Annotated in this window: 2 protein-coding genes; both read right to left on the reverse strand. The window is 75.5% G+C overall.

Features of this window, described 5'->3' with window-relative positions; genetic code table 11:
• On the reverse strand, positions 1 to 1,002 hold a 1,002-nt coding region (locus QH283_RS05445), incomplete at its 3' end, for an acyl-CoA dehydrogenase family protein (protein WP_280501916.1).
• The coding region (locus tag QH283_RS05450; RefSeq protein WP_280501917.1) for an acyl-CoA dehydrogenase family protein at positions 999 to 1,868 on the reverse strand (870 nt) is incomplete at its 5' end. The genes QH283_RS05445 and QH283_RS05450, both read right to left, overlap by 4 nt.

The following is a 1,868-nucleotide window of genomic DNA, read 5'->3' on the forward strand; positions in this document are numbered from 1 at the left end:
GACCCGTACGACGAGGTGCGCGTCGTGCTCCCAGGTGATGGCGATGCCGCCGTGCAGCTGGATGGTCTCGGCCGCCACCTCGTTGAAGGCCCGCGTGCAGTGCGTGCGCGCCACCCACCCGTCGTGGGCGGCCGAGGCCGCGCCGGTCGCCAGCGACTCCGTGGCCAGCCGCGACACCGATTCCGCCGACTCCACCAGCACGTACATGTCGGCCATCCGGTGCTTGAGCGCCTGGAAGCTGCCGATCACCCGGCCGAACTGCACCCGCGACCTGGTGTACTCCACGGTCGTCTCCAGGCACCGCCTGGCCGCACCCACCTGCTCGGCGGCGAGCGCCGCCCACGCGATGTCGCGCAGCCGCCTGGTCGCCTCGGCCTGATCGCCGTCGCCGAGCCCGCGCGCGGCCACCCCGTCGAAGGACACCTCCGACAGCTTGCGGGTCGGGTCGAGGGTGGGTACCGCGCGCCGCGTCACACCCGCGGCGGCGGCGTCGACCTCGAACCAGCCGGACCCGGTGAGCACCACGAGGGTGTCCGCCCCGGTCGCGTCGAGCACATAGTGGGCGGTGCCGTGCAACGTCTCGCCCTCGGCCCGTACGCCGGGCTCGTCCCAGCCGCGCGGCCCCGCCCAGCACACCGCCACGGTGCGCGAGCCCTCCGCGACCTCGGGCAGCAGCCGCTCGCAGGCCGCGGTGTCCCCGGACAACAGCAACGCCTGCGCGCCGAGCACCGCCGAACCGAGCATCGGCACCCCGGCCAGGGTGCGGCCCAATTCGCCCAGCACCAGGAAGGATTCGACCAGGCTCGCCCCGGCCCCGCCGTACTCCTCTGGAATCGCCAGCGCGGCCACGCCGATCTGCTCGCACAGCAGCCGCCACAACGCCGGGTCGTAACCGAGGTCGGTGTCCATGGCCGCGCGCACCGAGGCGGAGCCGGCGTGCTTGGCCAGCAGCGCCCGCACCGAGTCGGCGAACTCTCTGCGTTCGGTCTCGTCCAGGCTCATGCGATGCCCCGTTCCGCGCGCAGGGCCGCGGCGATCCTGGCGCGATGCGCGGCCGCGGTGCCCCAGGCCGAACGCAGCGCGGTGACCCTGGTCAGCCACAGCGACAGGTCGTATTCGGCGGTGTAGCCGATCGCGCCGTGCACCTGCAGGGCGGCGCGGGCGGCGGCGTAGGCGGCCTCGTCACAGGCCACCGCCGCGGCGGAGACATCGCGCGAACGGGTCGGCTCGTCGAAGGTCAGCGCCGCCCGATACAGCAGCGGCTCGGCCAGATCGAGCCCGATGAGCACATCGGCCAATCGCTGCTTGACCGCCTGGAACTCGCCGATCGGCTTGCCGAACTGCTTGCGCTGCTTGGCGTATTCGGTCGCCGCGTGCAGCAGCGCCCGGCCCGCGCCCAGCTGCTGCGCGGCCGAGGCGAGCACACCCGCGTCGAACGCCCGCGCCCCCGCCGCGCGCACCTGCTCACCCTGGGCAACGACCTCGCCCGCCTCGACCGCGAACAGCCCGCGCGCCGGGTCGATCGAGCGGACGGCCGCGCCGGGCGTGCCGAGGGACAGGGTGTCGCCGGAGACCAGCAGCACCACCTCGGCCGCGTCGGCGTCCACCGCCACCGCGCGCCCGCCGGGTTCGGCGAAGGCCACCGTCGCCAGCGTCTCTCCGGCCGCGATGCCGGGCAGCCACCGCTGCGCCGGATCGGTGTCCGACAGCGATTGCAGCAGCGCGGGAACCGCGGCGGCGCTCTCGGTGAGCGGACCGGCCGCGGGCGCGCGGCCCCGGTGGGCGGAGGCGCCGCCCCGAAAGCCCCGCGCGGCCGCCCCGCCGGCGTGCCCCGCGCCGCAGGCCCCCCCCCGCCCACCCAGCAACGG

It is taken from the genome of Nocardia farcinica (genome assembly GCF_029867845.1).
Lineage (GTDB): Bacteria > Actinomycetota > Actinomycetes > Mycobacteriales > Mycobacteriaceae > Nocardia > Nocardia farcinica_A.